General features: G+C 70.9%; 14 protein-coding genes and 6 pseudogenes. 14 read left to right on the forward strand and 6 right to left on the reverse strand.

Features of this window, described 5'->3' with window-relative positions; translation table 11 throughout:
- Positions 1–2: 2 nt before the first annotated feature.
- Positions 3–707, forward strand: a complete 705-nt coding sequence (locus F4561_RS10465; protein ID WP_184577334.1) for an alpha/beta fold hydrolase — start codon at positions 3–5, stop codon at positions 705–707.
- A gap of 61 nt (positions 708–768) precedes the next feature.
- Here the strand turns inward: F4561_RS10465 and F4561_RS10470 are convergent, their stop codons facing one another.
- Positions 769–2,157 carry a serine/threonine-protein kinase gene (locus F4561_RS10470; protein ID WP_184577337.1) on the reverse strand — a complete coding sequence of 463 codons (1,389 nt, stop codon included), beginning with the start codon at positions 2,155–2,157 and terminating at the stop codon, positions 769–771.
- A 321-nt stretch (positions 2,158–2,478) separates the two neighbouring features.
- Here F4561_RS10470 and F4561_RS10475 point away from each other — a divergent pair.
- Positions 2,479–3,237, forward strand: a pseudogene (locus F4561_RS10475) (DUF2397 family protein); the annotation flags it as partial.
- A 335-nt stretch (positions 3,238–3,572) separates the two neighbouring features.
- Positions 3,573–3,701: pseudogene (locus tag F4561_RS33240) on the forward strand (protein-L-isoaspartate O-methyltransferase family protein); the annotation flags it as partial.
- Positions 3,702–3,716: 15 nt separating this feature from the next.
- On the opposite strand, the gene F4561_RS33680 reads toward F4561_RS33240, so the two are convergent.
- On the reverse strand, positions 3,717–4,703 hold the full coding sequence (locus tag F4561_RS33680; RefSeq protein WP_221445444.1) for an NAD(P)-dependent alcohol dehydrogenase: 987 nt from the start codon (positions 4,701–4,703) through the stop codon (positions 3,717–3,719).
- Positions 4,704–4,775: 72 nt separating this feature from the next.
- Between F4561_RS33680 and F4561_RS10490 the strand changes: the two genes are divergently transcribed.
- The 3 genes and pseudogenes from F4561_RS10490 to F4561_RS10500 all read left to right on the forward strand — a co-directional run bounded on the left by F4561_RS10490 (position 4,776) and on the right by F4561_RS10500 (position 6,176).
- Positions 4,776–5,216: a PadR family transcriptional regulator gene (locus tag F4561_RS10490; protein ID WP_312885211.1), complete on the forward strand. Its 441-nt coding sequence runs from the start codon at positions 4,776–4,778 to the stop codon at positions 5,214–5,216.
- Positions 5,179–5,637, forward strand: a pseudogene (locus F4561_RS10495) (IS5 family transposase); the annotation flags it as partial. The gene F4561_RS10490 and the pseudogene F4561_RS10495, both read left to right, overlap by 38 nt.
- A gap of 329 nt (positions 5,638–5,966) precedes the next feature.
- Positions 5,967–6,176, forward strand: a complete 210-nt coding sequence (locus F4561_RS10500) for a helix-turn-helix domain-containing protein (RefSeq protein ID WP_184577340.1) — start codon at positions 5,967–5,969, stop codon at positions 6,174–6,176.
- Positions 6,177–6,879: 703 nt separating this feature from the next.
- Here the strand turns inward: F4561_RS10500 and F4561_RS10505 are convergent.
- Complete coding sequence (locus F4561_RS10505; protein ID WP_184577343.1) at positions 6,880–7,524, reverse strand: TetR/AcrR family transcriptional regulator; 645 nt, start codon at positions 7,522–7,524, stop codon at positions 6,880–6,882.
- 144 nt (positions 7,525–7,668) lie between these two features.
- Between F4561_RS10505 and F4561_RS10510 the strand changes: the two genes are divergently transcribed.
- The 8 genes and pseudogenes from F4561_RS10510 to F4561_RS10545 all read left to right on the forward strand — a co-directional run bounded on the left by F4561_RS10510 (position 7,669) and on the right by F4561_RS10545 (position 11,701).
- Positions 7,669–8,448 carry a glucose 1-dehydrogenase gene (locus F4561_RS10510; protein ID WP_184577346.1) on the forward strand — a complete coding sequence of 260 codons (780 nt, stop codon included), beginning with the start codon at positions 7,669–7,671 and terminating at the stop codon, positions 8,446–8,448.
- A complete protein-coding gene (locus F4561_RS10515) occupies positions 8,445–8,921 on the forward strand; it encodes a nitroreductase/quinone reductase family protein (RefSeq protein WP_184577348.1) in 477 nt (158 codons plus the stop codon). The genes F4561_RS10510 and F4561_RS10515 overlap by 4 nt, the downstream gene beginning before the upstream one ends.
- A 166-nt stretch (positions 8,922–9,087) precedes the next feature.
- Positions 9,088–9,634: pseudogene (locus F4561_RS10520) on the forward strand (transposase); the annotation flags it as partial.
- Between the two features lie 74 nt (positions 9,635–9,708).
- Positions 9,709–10,681: pseudogene (locus F4561_RS10525) on the forward strand (IS5 family transposase).
- A gap of 31 nt (positions 10,682–10,712) precedes the next feature.
- Positions 10,713–11,033: pseudogene (locus F4561_RS10530) on the forward strand (Scr1 family TA system antitoxin-like transcriptional regulator); the annotation flags it as partial.
- Complete coding sequence (locus F4561_RS10535; RefSeq protein WP_184577356.1) at positions 11,017–11,196, forward strand: DUF397 domain-containing protein; 180 nt, start codon at positions 11,017–11,019, stop codon at positions 11,194–11,196. The pseudogene F4561_RS10530 and the gene F4561_RS10535, both read left to right, overlap by 17 nt.
- 165 nt (positions 11,197–11,361) lie before the next feature.
- Positions 11,362–11,628, forward strand: coding sequence for a hypothetical protein (locus F4561_RS10540; RefSeq protein WP_184577359.1), 267 nt, complete (start codon positions 11,362–11,364; stop codon positions 11,626–11,628).
- Positions 11,600–11,701 carry a DUF397 domain-containing protein gene (locus tag F4561_RS10545; RefSeq protein WP_184577362.1) on the forward strand — a complete coding sequence of 34 codons (102 nt, stop codon included), beginning with the start codon at positions 11,600–11,602 and terminating at the stop codon, positions 11,699–11,701. The genes F4561_RS10540 and F4561_RS10545 overlap by 29 nt, the downstream gene beginning before the upstream one ends.
- A 16-nt stretch (positions 11,702–11,717) precedes the next feature.
- Here F4561_RS10545 and F4561_RS10550 read toward each other — a convergent pair whose 3' ends face one another.
- The 3 genes from F4561_RS10550 to F4561_RS10560 all read right to left on the reverse strand — a co-directional run bounded on the left by F4561_RS10550 (position 11,718) and on the right by F4561_RS10560 (position 14,753).
- Positions 11,718–12,170 carry a helix-turn-helix domain-containing protein gene (locus F4561_RS10550; protein ID WP_184577365.1) on the reverse strand — a complete coding sequence of 151 codons (453 nt, stop codon included), beginning with the start codon at positions 12,168–12,170 and terminating at the stop codon, positions 11,718–11,720.
- A gap of 5 nt (positions 12,171–12,175) precedes the next feature.
- On the reverse strand, positions 12,176–13,504 hold the full coding sequence (locus F4561_RS10555; protein WP_184577368.1) for a sigma-54-dependent transcriptional regulator family protein: 1,329 nt from the start codon (positions 13,502–13,504) through the stop codon (positions 12,176–12,178).
- A gap of 460 nt (positions 13,505–13,964) precedes the next feature.
- On the reverse strand, positions 13,965–14,753 hold the full coding sequence (locus tag F4561_RS10560; protein WP_184577371.1) for an IclR family transcriptional regulator: 789 nt from the start codon (positions 14,751–14,753) through the stop codon (positions 13,965–13,967).
- Positions 14,754–14,856 lie beyond the last annotated feature (103 nt).

A 14,856-nucleotide genomic window follows, 5' to 3' on the forward strand; every position in this document is an offset into this window, starting at 1 on the left:
CCATGGCGACCTATGTGCTGATCCCCGGAGCCGGCGGCGAGTCCTGGTACTGGCACCGGGTGGTTCCCGCGCTGCGCGCCCGCGGCCACGACGTGGTGGCGCCGGACCTGCCCGCCGACGACGACTCGGCGGGACTGGCCGAGTACGCCGAGGCGGTCGTGTCGGCCGTCGGCGACCGCACCGGACTGATCCTCGTCGCCCAGTCGATGGGCGCCTTCACCGCGGCACTGGTGTGCGCCCGGCTGCCGGTCGACCTGGTGGTGCTGGTCGCCGCGATGGTCCCGGCGCCGGGGGAGTCGCCCGGCGACTGGTGGGCGAACACCGGCCAGCCTCAGGCGCAGCGCGCGGCCGACGAGCAGGCGGGCCGTGATCCGGACGCGGAATTCGACCCGGTCGTGCGGTTCATGAACGACCTGCCGCCGGACGTGGTCGCGGCGGCGATGTCGCGCCCGCCGCGCGACCAGTCCGCCACGCCGTTCGCGACGCCGTGGCCGCTGGCGGCATGGCCCGAGGTGCCGACCCGCTTCCTGCTGTGCCGCGGCGATCGGCTGTTCCCCGCCGAGTTCCAGCGCCGGGTCGTCGCCGCGCGGCTCGGCATCACGCCGGACGAGATGGACGGCGGCCACCTGCCCGCGCTGGGGCGCCCGGCCGAGCTCGTCGAGCGCCTGGAGGCGTATCAGGCCGAGTCCGTGAGGCACCGGCGGTAGCGCCGTCGCGGCGGTGCGCGGCCCTGCGCGGCGGAAGGACCGCCGTGCACGACGACGGTCCTCAGGGGAAGCCGAAGATCCGCAGCACGAGGAAGGTGCCGACGACGGTGATTGCGAAACCGGTCATCGTACCCCAGTGGTCGCGGTCCCGCTCGGGGTTGAACAGCATGAGGATGGTGAGCAGGCCGCCGAAGCATACGTTGACCAGGAAGTAGCCGAGCAGCAGGGCGTGGACGAATCCGTCCGCGGTGAACAGTCCCGGGTAGTCCCATTCGGCCACGACCGGCACGGTCCGGGTGAACCACGACCACAGCTCCGAGGCCAGCCAGCCCGCCGGGATCTGCAGGACCGGAGGAACCGCCCAGACCTGCACGCCGAACACGAGGCCCCAGAACCCCAGCTCGTCGTCGTCCTTCCCGGTGCTCGGCGCGTCGGGCGCGCCGTCGGCGGCGGGGGAGGCGTCCGAGGGCACGTCGACCTCCCGGTCCCGCTCCAGGTCCGCGCCGGCCGTGGACTCGGGCGTCAGGGAGTCCTGCGCCGCCGCCTCGGTGAGCGGGGCCGTGGGGTGCCGGGCGGAGACGGTCCGGTGCACCCGGGCGGTCTGCTCGTCCACCATCAGGCCCAACCGCTCGGGAAGCCACCCCGTGTCCAGGTCGCGGGCCAGCTGGAACAGCTCGGCGGGAGCCGGGCGCTCGGCCGGGTCCTTCGCCAGGCAGGCGGAGACGGTCGGCCGCAGCTCGGCCGGCACGTCCGTCAGGTCCGGCGTCCCCTCGCACACCTGGCGCACCACCGCCGCCAGCGAGCCGCCGAGGGGGAAGACGCTGCGCCCCAGCGCGGCGAAGGCGAGCACCGCGCCCAGCGAGAACACGTCGCTCGCCGGGCCGACCGCCTCGCCTTCGAGCTGCTCGGGGGACATGTAGCCGATGGTGCCGACCGCCTGGTTGGTGATGGTGAGCCTGCTGGCCTCGTCGCTGCGGGCGATGCCGAAGTCCAGCACGCGCGGACCGTCCTCGGCGAGCAGCACGTTGGCGGGCTTGAGGTCGCGGTGGGTGAGGCCCTGGCGGTGGATGTCCGCCAGCGCTTCGGCGAGCCCCGCCCCGAGCATCCGGGCGCTGCCCACCGGCAGCGGCCCCTGCGCGCGCACCGCCGCGTGCAGGGTCGGGCCCGGGATGTAGGCGGTGACCAGCCAGGGCACGTCCGCGTGCGCGTCGGCGTCGAGCACGGGCGCGGTGAACGCGCCGCTGACACGGCGGGCCGCGGTGACCTCCCGCTCGAACCGGGCCCGGAACTCGGTGTCCCCGGCGTGCTGCTGATGCAGCGTCTTCACCGCGACCACGCGGCTGCCCGGGGAGCGCCCGAGGTACACCTGCCCCATCCCGCCCGCGCCCAGGCGCCCCAGCAGCCGGTAGTCGCCGATCCGGTCCGGATCGGTGTCCCGCAGCGGTTCCACGGCGCGTGTCTCCCTGGGGGGGGAAGAGGGGCACATCAGGTAGGCCCAATCCTAGGGGGCGGGCGTTCCGCGGTCAGGGGTCGGCGACGCCCCCAGGCCGCCCCATCATGGCCGTGGCGGCCGCGCTCCGCCTCCCGCTCCACAGCGCCGCGGGGAGCCGCTACCGTCGACTGCGGCGCGCGGTCGCGGCGGCGCGCGGGCAGGCGGAAGCGATAGACGGGGAGCGTCGTGGCGGAACGTAGGGCGCTGGAGCTGGACCCGTTGGCGGTCAGCGACCGCTTCCGGCTGTTCAACTTCACCCGGTGAGACGACCACGTCGCCTACCTGTGGCTGCTGCGGGCCGTGGACCGGCTGCGGGAGGTGCACCAGGTCCAGGTCGGCGCCGAGCAGGTCGCCGGGGCGCTGGCGGAGCTCGCCGGCGCCTCGGCGACCTGCTCGGCGTTCGGCACCGGCCTGCGCGACCGGCTGGACGCCCTGCACGACGACGGGGTGCTGCTGCGCTTCGACGACCCCTCGCGCGCCGGCAGCCTGGTGCGCTACCGCAACCGCCAGTCGGTCTACCAGCTCAGCGAGCTCGGCTACGGGGCCTACACCTCGGTCGAGGGCGTGCTGGCCGCCCGGGTGCAGGACGCCAACCTCTCCCGGCTGGTGTTCTCCGACATCCTCGAGGACCTCAACGCGCTGGCCGAGGCCAACCGCGCCGGCGACGCCGAGCAGCTCTACCGCCGGCTGTCCCGCTTGGACGCGGTGCTGGAGGACATGGGCCGGCGCTCGGCGCGCTTCCACGTGACCCTCGGCGAGATCATGCAGACCACCGACACCTCCCCGCACGTGTTCCTGCAGCACAAGAACGCGCTGCTGTCCCACATGACCGAGTTCACCGCCGAGCTCGACCGCTACCTGCCCCGGCTCACCCGCGCCGTGGCGCAGGTGGAGCAGACCGGCCGCGCCACGCTACTCGACCGCACCCAGTTTGCGCCCCGTACCGATGCCCAGCGGGACGTGTTCTCCTATATCGAGGGCTTCTATAACCCGCACCGGCGTCACGCCGCCAACGGCCAGCTCAGCCCTGCCGAGTAGGAACGTCGTCACTTTCAGACACCCAGAAACGGGACGACCTACCTGGCTGAAGCCGCGTAAAACCCAAGCACACAGGCGTCAACTGGACTGAAGCAACTTCACTTCCTTCCGAGGCCGTCAACGCGATGCTTCGCACGGCCTATGTGATCCTGCGGGACACCGGTCATCGACGCCCTCACCCGCGAGGGGTGGATCACCACCCCCGCCATCGAGCACGCGATGCGCACCGTGCACCGCCACCTCTTCCTGCCTGACGTGGAACTGCAGGAGGCATATGAGGACAAGAACGTGCCCACCAAGACCGGCCCCAAGGCGAATGCCTCAGCTCGGCCTCCGCCCCGCACATCGTGGCCATGATGCTGGAACAACTCCAGCCCACCCCCGGGATGCGCGTCCTAGAGATCGGCGCCGGCACCGGCTACCACGCCACCCTGCTCACCCGTCTGGGCGCCCATGTCACCATCATCGACATCGACCCTCTAGCCGGCGTCCGGGGTGGCGGTCCCCACGGTGATCACCACGTTGCCGATCTTCTGGCCGGTCTCGACGTAGCGGTGGGCCTCGGCGATCTCCGCCAGCGGATAGGTCCGGTCGATGACCGGCCGGAACGTCCCGGCCGCGAGGTGGTCGCGGATCTCCTCCACCACCGACTGGCCCTCCTCGGGGAAGGGGAAGACCACCCGCTGGCGGCCGCGCCGCAGCGTCCCGAGCGCGGACAGCGGCAGGTTCTGCCAGCCCGGCCCCAGCTCGGAGGAGACGTAGACACCGTCCGGTCGCAGGATCCGGCGGCACCGGCCGAAGGTGGACTTGCCGATGGCGTCGAGGACCACGTGGAACCGGTCCGGAAGGCGGGTGAAGTCCTCGGTCGTGTAGTCCACAACGTGCTCTGCCCCCAGCCCGCGGACCAGGTCCGCGGGCTCGCCGGCGCACACCGCGGTCACGCTGACCCCCAGGGCCGCGAGCTGCTGCACCGCGGCCGACCCGATGCCTCCCGTCGCCCCGTTGACCAGGACCTGGTCGCCGGGCCGGACCCCTGCCCGACGGATCGCGGAGCGGGCGTAGTGGAACCCCTCGGTCGCGGCGGCGGCCGCGGTCTGGCTCACTGTCGCGGGCACGGTGGCGACCGAGGCGCCCTGGTGCACCACGGCATACTCCGCATGGGCCCCGAACCGGCCCTCGACATAGGCGAACACCCGGTCCCCGACGGCGAACTGGTCCACCTGCGCCCCGGTGCCGACCACCTCTCCGGCGAGCTCGGTGCCGAGGATCGTCCGCCGGGGCCGGCGCAGGCCGGTCATGGACCTCATGAAGAACGGCCGGGCGGCGCGGTAGGCGCAGTCGGTGCGGTTCACGGTGGTCACGTCCACTCGGACGAGTAGCTCGCCCTCGCCAGGTTCGGGGACCGGCACCTCGGTGACGGTGACGACCTCCGGCGGCCCGTAACTGGTGTTCACCGCCGCTCGCACAACCCGACCCTATCCGGAGCCCGGTGGCTCTCGCGAGCACGGCGGACAGTGATGTGCAATTGACAATACTGTGTGACACACGAATATCTCAGCCATGAGGACGGAGGAGAAGCCGGCCACCCGCGGCCAGGAGCTGCGCCGGGGCACGGTGGTGCTCGCCGCGCTGGCCAGCCTGGGGAGCCGCGCTACGGCTACGCCCTGCTGGAGCACCTGGCCGAGGCGGGCATCGACGTCGAGGGCAACATGCTCTATCCGCTGCTGCGGCGCCTGGAGAAGCAGGGAACGCTGGTCAGTGAGTGGAACACCAACGAGAGCCGGCCCCGCAAGTTCTATGCACTCACCGCCGAGGGCCGGGAAGTCCTCACCGCGCTCACCCAGGAGTGGCGCGCCCTGAACACCGCACTCACCGAACGCTACGTCCACGCCGCCACTAGTACTGCAACGACAGGTTGTGATGCCCGCGTCTTCGGTAATGGGGGACCTGACCGGTCCCAATCCTGTCGATCGCGGTAAGAACGGCGCCAAAGTCCATCTGGTCACCGACCGAGGTGGTCTGCCCCTCTCTATGGCGATCTCGGACGCCAACACCCACGACAGTCAGGCCCCGCAGCCTCTGGTGCGGGCGATCCCTCCAGTGCGCTCGCGTCGCGGACCACGCCGACGCCGATCGGCCAAGCCGCACGGCGACAAGGGCTATGACTACGACCACCTGCGCCGATGGCTGCGCAAACGCAGAATCACCCACCGCATCGCCCGCAAAGGTATTGAGACCTCTCAACGACTGGGCCGGCACCGTTGGACCATCGAGCGCACCATGGCGTGGTTGGCCGGCTACCGGCGCCCGCACCGCCGCTACGAACGCACAGCCACACACTTCTTAGCCTTCACCAGCATCGCCCGCACCCTGATCTGCTACCGACAACTCACCAAATGAGACGAGTTCTTAGCCGGGTCGACCTTGGTGCCGCCACCAACTCTGAACCGGAAGGGTGCCTGCCGCAGGCGTGCCGCGGCACCCACCGTGTTTCCTTGAGCGAGGCCGATACCGGTCCCGAACCCGGCGCGTACTCGCCCTGGAGCTGTCGTCATGAGGGCGGGGGGAGGCGAGGACGGAACCCCGTGATCTCAGAGACCGGCCGTAAGGGCCCGCTTCCTTGCCGGTCGCCGATTCCATGCCGCTACGAGGACGAGCACGGACCTTGCACCGGGATGAGTCGCCGCGTGGAACCGAGTAGCCCCAACGAACACCTGTGAGGAGTCGCAATGCCCATAACACTGGAACAGGCGCGCCGTCTCCCGCCGACGGTGGGCCTGATGACCGCCGCGCGGATGCTCGGGATCGGACGGACCAAGGCGTATCAGTTGGCGCGGGCCGGGGAGTTCCCGTGCAAGGTGATCCGGATCGGGGAGAGCTACCGGGTCGCCACAGCCGACTTGCTGCGGGTCCTGGGGGTGGACCCCGATGACGGCTGAGTGCCGCCGCGTAACTCGTTTGAACATTTTTGACCGCCAGGTGCCGTCCAATCCCACGGTCAAATGACGGTCAAACAAGCAGAGGCCTGATCACGATCTCCGTGATCAGGCCTCTGCCCTGCGTTTTCGTGTCGGGACGGCGGGATTTGAACCCACGACCCCTTGACCCCCAGATCGTCAGCTTCACCCCGAACGACCTGGAAAGACGCTACAGCCTGCATGGAGACCTGGACTGGGGTGGATACAAAAGGACCCAATCCGCCCCCCATGGTCCCCGTTCTTGCCCGGTTTTGCCCAGCCGCTTGCCCACCACACGACGGGAAAGTGGGGCGGCACGCGCGGCTCGACCGCCGGTCGAACAGGCCAGGCCTCACTCGTCGATGCCATTACCGAATTCGCCATTACCGGCTCTTCGCAATTGAGGGTGTAGCCGCGGGCCTGGGCCCGTGGCTCTTGGGTCGCCCCTCATGATGTAGATGGGGACTTTCTAGCCGAGAGCGAGTCGCGGATTTTTGGGCCGGCCGCTGAGACTCTTGTCGGGCCGTGCTGGTGCCAGGCTGGTCGAGGTGGCGGTCAACACATCGGCGGTCCCTCCTTCGGTGTCCGCCCAGCGGGTTGCCCCGCGAACGCCCTCGGGCCGACGGCCTCGATTGCTTGGGCAGCCGCCCCTTTGGCGGCGGGACTCAGTCGCGGTCGGCGGCAATCATCTGTTTGTGTACGCCCCTGGTCCAGTCGCGGCGTACCGGGCGGTGATGGTGCGGACGGCCTCGTCGACCACCTGAGCGACGCGTTCGGCGCTCACCTCCCAGCCCGGCACGAGGAGTGTCGGCCAGAAGACGTAGTTGGAGATCATGCCCAGGAACTGGGTGGCGGCGAGGTCCACGTCTTCGACCCGCACCGTTCCCGCCTCGTGCTCGGCTAGGAGGTAGCCGCGTACGGACTCGAAGTAGGGCATCTTCCCGCGCGAGAACTGCGCATGGGCCAGCTCGGGGAACCGCGGCAGCTCGGCGATGACGATCCGGAACAGGTCGGTCATCTGGGGCTGGCTCAACAGCTCGGCGTAGCGGCGACCGATCGCGCTGAGCCCGTCAACGACGTTGCCTGCTGGCGGAGGATCCTCCTCGTCAGCGGTTGACCAGGACTCGGTGACGATGGCGTCGAACAGGTCAGCCTTGCTCGGAAACTGCTTGAACAAGGTGGCCCGCGAGACACCCGAGCGCTCCGCGATCCGCGCCAGCGACGTCCGATCGTAGCCCAACTCGAGGAACAGTGCGGTCGCGGCCGTCACGATCATCGCGCGCTTCTCCTGGGCGACGCGCTGGTGGTACGTCGTCACGACTCTGCTCATGGACCGAGCATACGAGGTGAGTGGCTTGACTCGCCACTGTCGCCGACCTAGTATCAAGAAGATGGTGAGTCGCACGGCTCACCACTGGCCGCCGTTCATCACTGGTGATCCCGGTCAGTCACCCACGTACCGAAGGAACATCTGATGCCCCGCTTCGACAACCAGACCGTGCTCGTGACCGGTGGGACCGGCGGCCAGGGATCGAGCCACGTACGCGCCTTTCACGCGGAGGGAGCGAACGTGGTGATCGGCGACATCGACGCCGAACGCGGCGCCGCTCTCGCCTACGAGCTCGGGACCCGCGCTCGCTTCACCCACCTCGACGTCACCGACGAGAGCTCGTGGTCCGCCGCTGTGCGAGCCACCGAGAGCGCCTTCGGCGCCCTGAACGTGCTCGTCAACAACGCGGGCGTGCAGAACCCGCCTGCAACAATCGAAAATACGGACCAGGCCACGTGGTCGCGCATCCTCGACATCAACCTCACAGGGACCTTCCTCGGCATCAAGGTCGCAGCCCCCGCTCTGCGCCGCGCAACAGGGGGAGCCATCGTGAACATCGCCTCGACAATGGGCCTGGGCGGCACGGCGCACTACGCGCCGTACGTCGCCAGCAAGTGGGCCGTGCGAGGCCTCACCCAAACGGCAGCACTCGAGCTCGGCCGCGACCACATCCGCGTGAACACCATCCACCCCGGCGTGATCGCGACCTCCTTCATCCACGAACCAGCAGCCGGCGCCACCGCGGCAATCGCCGACTTCTACTCACCCGAGCCGTTCGCCATCCCCCGGCTCGGGGAGCCGACCGACGTCACCCGGCTTCTCCTGTTCCTCACGTCATCAGACGCGTCGTTCGTCACGGGGTCGGAGTACGTCATCGACGGTGGACTCCTCCTCGGCCCCGCCCTTCAGACCGAGACCGCATGAGCACTCCAGACACGACCGAGCCGAACGACTCCGTACGGGACGCGTCTTTGTCGCACCTGCCCGATCACATCCGGCGAGCCATCGAGATCACCCCAGCCGCGGGCACCAGAGAACGGATCATCGACATCACGACACTGGGGCGCCGCACCGGCCGGCCACGCCGCATCGAGATCTTCTTCTACCGAGCTGCGGGCACCACCTACCTGTGTAGCGGCGCCGGCGGTGCCGCGACCGACTGGCATGCGAACCTTCTCGCCAATCCCAACTTCACCTTCCACCTCAAGAACGGGATCCGTGCAGATCTGCGTGCACGGGCCACGCCAGTCACCGCCCCAGCTGAACGTCAGGCCGTGCTGGCGGAGATCGTCGCGGATCTCAATCAGCCCCACGACCCCGGCACCATCCGGCCGACACGGCTCGAAGACTGGGCCGACAGCCGGCTGATGCGCATCAACTTCCGCCATCGGCCGTGATCGCGGACCCCTCGACAGATGACCTACTCCCAGGGACTGGGGTGTAGTCGCGGCTAGAGCAGCTCTTTGCCAGATGAGGGTGTAGCTGTGGCGCGGCGGCCCCGGGATAGATGTCGAGGTTTCCAGAGGGAAAGGCTCCTACACGCTCATCCTGAACGACCTCCACGTGCCCGACGCCACCGTCGGCGACCGCTTAGATGCGTTCGCCCACCCCGATCTGACAACCTTCTGCCGCCTCGACGACCTCGGACTCGTCGTCACCGGCCAGCGACTGGATCCTGATCGCGCGGTCCTCGCGTGCCGGGTCCTCGCACCTGACCACTGGTGCCGCCGCTGCGGCTGTGAAGGGACCCCACGGGACACCGTGACCCGGCGCCTGGCCCACGAGCCACACGGGTGGCGGCCCACCACGTTGCTGGTCACGATCCGCCGCTACCGGTGCGCCGGCTGCGGGCACGTGTGGCGCCAAGACACCAGCCCTCACGGCCGAACCGCGGGCTAAGGTGTCGCGCCGTGGGCTGCGGTGGGCGCTGGAAGGGATCGTGCGTCAACACCTGACCGTGGCCCGGGTCGCTGAGGGGCTCGGGGTGGCGTGGAACACTGCCAACGAGGCCGTCCTCGCCGAGGGCAAGCGAGTCTTGAGCGACGACCCCACGCGGCTCGACGGGGTCACCGCGATCGGCGTGGACGAGCACGTGTGGCGCCACACTAGGTCGCGTCTGGAGTTCGGATCACGGGTTTGGTGGATCGCCTGCGCGTGGGCCGAGGGCTTGATAGATGGTGGGTCATGGCGCGAGGCGATCTCACCGATGAACAGTGGGCCCTGATCGAGCCCCATCTCCCGATCGCTGCGGTCGGGCCCATTCCCGACCTGCGGAAACACTTCAACGCGGTGATGTGGCGGTTCCGCACCGACAGCCCCTGGCGCGACCTGCCACCCGAGTTCGGGCCCTGGCAGAGCGCCTATGACCGCTTCCGGATCTGGGCGCGGCAAGGCGCCTTCCAGTACCTGCTGGAAGCGGTGATCGGCGAGGCCGCCGCCCGCGGCCAGGCCGACCTGGGCCTGGTCAGCGTGGACTCGGCCACGGCCCGGGCCCACCACCACGCCGCCGGGATGGCGCTGGCCCCGGAGCAGATGGCGGCCCTGGAGGCGGCCGCGGCCTCCGAAAAAGGGGGGACACAAAGGGACAACAGCCGCACAACGACCAACGCGACGACCCCGGCGCTGAGCGCCGGCGGGTCCGCCGACGGCGCCGGGCCCGCTTGACGGCCGCTGAACTGGGGCGGTCCCGGGGCGGGTTGACCAGCAAGATCCATCTCGCGGCCGACCGGCGATGCCGCCCCCTGGCCTTCCTTCTCACACCCGGGCAGGCCGGCGACAGCCCGCAGTTCGCCGGCGTCCTGGACCGGGTGAAGGTGCGCCGACGGGCCGGCCCCGCCCGGACGCGGTCGCCGCAGACAAGGCCTACTCGTCTCGGTGCAACCGCCGCTACCTGCGCAGGCGCCGGATCCGGGCCGTGATCCCGGAAAAGGCCGACTAGGCCGCGCACCGCACGAAGCGCGGCAGCGCCGGAGGACGGCCGGTCCGCCACGACGCGGCGCTGTACAAAGAACGCAACACCGTAGAGCGGTGCATCAACCGACTGAGGAACTGGCGCGGCATCGCCACCCGCTTCGACAAGACCCCGCAGAGCTACGAGGCCGGACTGCACCTGTGCGGCGCCATGCTCTGGCTCCGCAGCATCACACCCCAACCATGATCCGAACTCCAGACACCGCCTAGAACAGGGCGTACAGGACCCGGTGCTCATGCACGAACAGCTTGAGCACATCACCACCCTGTCCCTGGAAGGCACCATCCGCATCCAAGTGCTGCCCCATGCCGCACCCGTCGCTTCCCCGGGCACTCCGTTCCGCGTGCTGACCCTGACCGAGACGCAGACGGTCGCCTACGTGGAACACGCCCTGGGAGGCGAGACCTATGATGCCCCGGAACGCGTCGGCGACCTTAGGACCCTGTTCAGCGCACTCCAAGCCGAGGCCCTATCTCCCAGCGCATCAGTCGACCTCATCCGCACGATCAATGGAGCACACCATGCACACGTGGCGTAAGTCCTCCTACAGCGAAGGCCACGGCGGCAACTGCGTCGAGTGCCGCACCGACCAGGGCCGCGTGCACGTCCGCGACACTCGGCATCGCGAGTATGGATCGCTGGCCTTCCCCGCTCCGGAGTGGCGGGCCTTCCTCGCCGCGGCGCGCAACCGGGAGCTGTAGCCGCGGCCCCGCCACCCGTGACCACCCGCTCTCCGGACCGTCCACCCCTCGTTGATCTTGCTTTCAACGATGACCTGGCCCCACCAAAGTGACCATAGCTACAAGATCAACGCGGGTGGACGCCCCTATCCTCGCCCGCGGGACGCGTGCGTGAAGGGGGACCGGGTGGAGGAGCGGGACGAGACCGCGCAGGCCAAGCAGGAGATCCGCGAGGAGGTCTGGACGGCGCTGCGGGCCGCGGGGGCGGCGCGCTTCCCGGGGGCCCAGGGGCGCATCCCCAACTTCACCGGGGCCGAGCGCGCCGCGGAGCTGCTGGCCGCGCAGCAGGAGTGGGCCGACGCCGACGTGGTGAAGTCCAACCCGGACTCCCCGCAGTGGCCGGTGCGCACCCGAGCAGGGTCGCGTGCGCGTCCGCGACACCCGGCACCGTGAGCATGGATCGCTGGCCTTCCCCGTTCCCGAGTGGCGGGGCTTCCTCGCCGAGCTGAAGAAGGGCGGCCTGTGACTCCCGGCGTCCCCGATCACGGCGGGAGTGTGATCCCCAGGGTGCGGATGCGGTGGTACAGCGTGGTGCGGCTGATGCCCAAGTGCTCGGCGGCGCGGGTCTTGTTGCCCCCGCAGGCGTGCAGCGCCGCGGCGATGGCGTCGTGCTCGGCCCGTTCCAGCGGCCCGAGGCGGCGGGAGCGCCCGCTGCGGCGGTAGGCGACCGGCAGGTCCTGCACGGTGACGTCCCCGGCCGTGCGCCGGGCCGCGACGTCACCCAGCACCATGTGCAGCTCGCGGAGGTTGCCCGGCCACGGGTGGTCCGCCAGACTCTCCGCCGCTCCCGGCGTGAGCCGCAGCCGCCCGCCGGTGCGCCGTGCCAGGATGTCCTGGGCGATGCCGGGCAGCGCCCGGAGCGGCTCCACGGCGACCCGCGCTAGGCAATGCGCGGCCAAGGCCGCCCGCTGGGTGCCGCTTCGGATCTCGGGCATGCCGGTCATGGCGGTCCACCGGTTGCGCCCTCGCATGATGCGGGCGGTCCGCGCCGCGGCGGCCTCGGGCAGCAGGTGCACCGACTCCACCGCCAGCAGGCCGGAGTGCTCCGCCGCCAGCCGCGCCAGGTCGGCCAGCCACGCCTCTTCCCCTGCTCGGGGACCTCGGCGGCGTCCACCACCGCCAGTGGGACGTCGCCGGCGAGCCGGTGCAGCACCGTGGAACGTCCCGAGCCGGGCTCGCCGGTGATGAGCACCCACGTGCGCCGCGCACGGTGCCGGGCCAGCTCGGCCTCCAGTTGCCGCGACGCCGTGCGCCGCGCCTGCCCGGCGGGTGCGGCGGGGGCGTCGTCGGGCTCCAGCTCCACCAGCACCCCGCGGCCGCCGGCGACGCACGACACCGTGGCCCGGGCCCGGCGCTCCCCGGACAGCTCCAGCGCCTCGGTGCGGCGCCCTTCCTGCGGCGGGGCCGCGGACAGTTCCCGCAACAGCGCGTGGTCGGCGCCGTCGAGCAGCTCGACCGCCGCCTTGTTGGCCAGCACGGTTCCGCCGTCGCGGCGCACCGCCACCACCGGGCGGTCGGTGTGCCGCGTGGCGGCGTGGAAGGCGTCGAGCATCATTCGTTCCGCGGGGTCGGCGCCCTCGTGCAGCAGGCGCTCGACGTCCGCCGCCGCGCGGCCCAGCAGTGGTGCGACCAGGGGGGAGGCGCGCTCCGCGGGGCAGAGCAGGGCGAGGATCCCGAGCATTCTGCCGGTGGCCGGGTGGTGGAGGGGGCGCGCGCGGCCGCTCAGCGCCTTGAACACCTCAAGGTAGTGCTCCTCGCCGTGCACCGCGACGTCTCGGCGCAGCTCCACACTCGTGGCGATGGCGTTGGTGCCGGTCGTCGACTCCCACACCGCCCGTCCGGGCACCAGGCCGCGCTCCCGCAGCATCGCACGCGGCCCCGCGTCCTCGCCGCGGACCACCAGGAGATGGGCCTCGTGGTCGCACAGCGCCACGCAGTGGCCCGTGTCCCGCAGCTCTTCGCCGATCCGCCGCAACGCCGGTTCCGCCGCCCGCAGCAGCCGGTGGCGCGGGTTCACGTCCGTGACCGCGCCACGGTCCGGCCGGTCCTGCGGGGTGAGGCCCGCCATGGCGCAGCGGTGCCAGGACAGCGCGATCTCCGGGCGCAGTGTCGCTTCTGGGGTCGCCTCGGGGGCCGTCGCAGGGGTGGGCTCGTGGGCGGACCGCTCCATGGGAGGCGGCTCGGCGGGGGCCGGCACGGCAGGGCCGACCGGGGCGCGTCCGCCGTTCGACGGCCGGCGCGCACCGCCGGCGAGACCGAACCGGGCCATGGAGCCCCCTTCCGATCCCCGCACCACGAGCGGCGCCGGGGAGAGGCGAACCTGGACGGCTGCCACGAAGCTAGGCGCTCAGGCGGACGCCGGTCAACGGTGTGCACAGCGTTGCTGAGCTCTGCAGTAGTTGCTTGGGGTGGGGAATGGTCGGGCGCCGTCGGCGGGTGCGGGGGTCGGGTGGTCCCGGTGGGGCGAGCCTCGCGCCTGGGGAGGTGCGTGGCCGGGCTGTATGGCCGGGGTTGGGCGGGCGGGTGCAGGCGTTGATGTGCGATCCTGCCCACTCCGCCTGGGCTGAGTGGGCAGGATCGCGCATGAAGGCGCCAAGGCCGCCCCGCGCTCTCGGCGGCCGCCCGCGGACCCGGACCACCCGCCGCCCGGGCGCGAAGGCTCGCCCCACACCGACCACCCACCCACCAGGCACCCGCCCAGCCCACGACCCCACGCAACTTCTGAAACCTCAGGGTGTGGCGCCGAGTTCGTGCGGGTCCTGGGAGCGGACAGGGGCTCCGCGCATCGCCGACTGGATGCGGGTGGCGGCGTCGACCAGCTCGTCGGCGACGTCCAGGATCGCCGCCCGCGTGCACAGCCGGGGCGCCACCGAGGCCACGCTGACCGCCGCGATCGGTTCGCCGCTGCCGACCAGGATCGGCGCCCCGACGGCGTTCACCCCCGGGTTGGACTCGCCGATGTTGGTGTCCCAGCCGCGCAGACGCACCAGGTCGAGTCGTCGGCGCAGCTCGTCCCAGTCGTCGATGGAGTGCTCGGTCATGGCCCGCAGCGTGCGGGTGGGATAGCGGCGCTCCAGATCCTCCTCGGAGCAGTAGGCCAGGATCGCCTTACCGCCCGAGGTGCAGTGCGCCGGGCAGGACAAGCCCAGGCGGGAGTTCAGGCGGTGCGGGCTGCGTCCCTCCAAGGACTGCACGAAGCGGGTGGAGCGGTTCTCCAGAATGCTCAGGCTGCTGGTGAGGTTGAGGGAGTCGCGCAGCTCGACCAGCACCGGCGCCGCGGCGTCGCGCAGCGTCACCGCCGAGGTGGCGCCGAGGGCGAGTTCGTGGATGACATGGCCCATGACGTAGGGGCCGCCGACGTGGTCCTGGCGGGCGTAGCCGGTCGCCACGCAGTTGGCGAGCACGCGGTGGGCGGTGGATCGGGCGATCTGGAGCTCGGCGGCGAGCTCGGTGACGGACAGCTCCCCGCGGTGGGCGAGGAGTCGAACGGCCTTCAAGGCCAGTTGTGCGGAATTCACCCCAACTCCTTTCCGCATGGGGGAACGCGGCGGCGGTGGCCTTGTCGAGCCCGCCATGTCCCGGTTGTTATGTGTATCACACGGCCTGTGCTGCGGAAATGGC

The sequence above is a fragment of the Lipingzhangella halophila genome, from assembly GCF_014203805.1.
Lineage (GTDB): Bacteria > Actinomycetota > Actinomycetes > Streptosporangiales > Streptosporangiaceae > Lipingzhangella > Lipingzhangella halophila.

Excerpts from the sequence above, each read along its gene's own strand:
- F4561_RS10465 (WP_184577334.1), top strand. The coding sequence starts at position 3 with ATGGCGACCTATGTGCTGATCCCCGGAGCCGGCGGCGAGTCCTGGTAC.
- F4561_RS10500 (WP_184577340.1), top strand. The coding sequence starts at position 5,967 with ATGCCCATAACACTGGAACAGGCGCGCCGTCTCCCGCCGACGGTGGGC.
- F4561_RS10505 (WP_184577343.1), bottom strand. The coding sequence starts at position 7,524 with ATGAGCAGAGTCGTGACGACGTACCACCAGCGCGTCGCCCAGGAGAAG.
- F4561_RS10510 (WP_184577346.1), top strand. The coding sequence starts at position 7,669 with ATGCCCCGCTTCGACAACCAGACCGTGCTCGTGACCGGTGGGACCGGC.
- F4561_RS10515 (WP_184577348.1), top strand. The coding sequence starts at position 8,445 with ATGAGCACTCCAGACACGACCGAGCCGAACGACTCCGTACGGGACGCG.
- F4561_RS10535 (WP_184577356.1), top strand. The coding sequence starts at position 11,017 with ATGCACACGTGGCGTAAGTCCTCCTACAGCGAAGGCCACGGCGGCAAC.
- F4561_RS10550 (WP_184577365.1), bottom strand. The coding sequence starts at position 12,170 with ATGCCCGAGATCCGAAGCGGCACCCAGCGGGCGGCCTTGGCCGCGCAT.
- F4561_RS10555 (WP_184577368.1), bottom strand. The coding sequence starts at position 13,504 with ATGGCCCGGTTCGGTCTCGCCGGCGGTGCGCGCCGGCCGTCGAACGGC.